Source organism: Methylobacterium frigidaeris (genome assembly GCF_022179185.1).
In the GTDB taxonomy this organism is placed as follows: Bacteria; Pseudomonadota; Alphaproteobacteria; order Rhizobiales; family Beijerinckiaceae; genus Methylobacterium; species Methylobacterium frigidaeris.
Genome location: NZ_BPQJ01000190.1, coordinates 1 through 277 on the forward strand (window position 1 = coordinate 1; position 277 = coordinate 277).

Genomic DNA, 277 nt, shown 5'->3' on the forward strand with positions numbered 1-277 from the left:
CGCAGAGGTCCTTTGGCCGTACCTGCGGACCTCCAACCTGATGGGGCGGTGTATCGGGGCGCTACGGCGGGGGCCGACGGGGCGGCCCCCCAAGTTCCCTAGGGAAGAGGCGGTGTACAAGCCTCTTTACCTGGAGTCGGAGAGGCAGGAAGGGAGGTGGGCAGAACGGAAACTAAAGGGATTCTCGGAGGTGAAGGAGGTACTGGAGAAGATGCTTCAGGAGCGGTATGCCCCCCGTACACAGACTCTGACACATAACTCTTGTCACCCCCCCCAA

At 61.7% G+C, this 277-nt stretch carries 1 pseudogene; it reads left to right on the top strand.

Annotated features, from left to right (window positions below):
- Positions 1 to 277: pseudogene (locus MFF64_RS39070) on the top strand (IS256 family transposase); the annotation flags it as partial.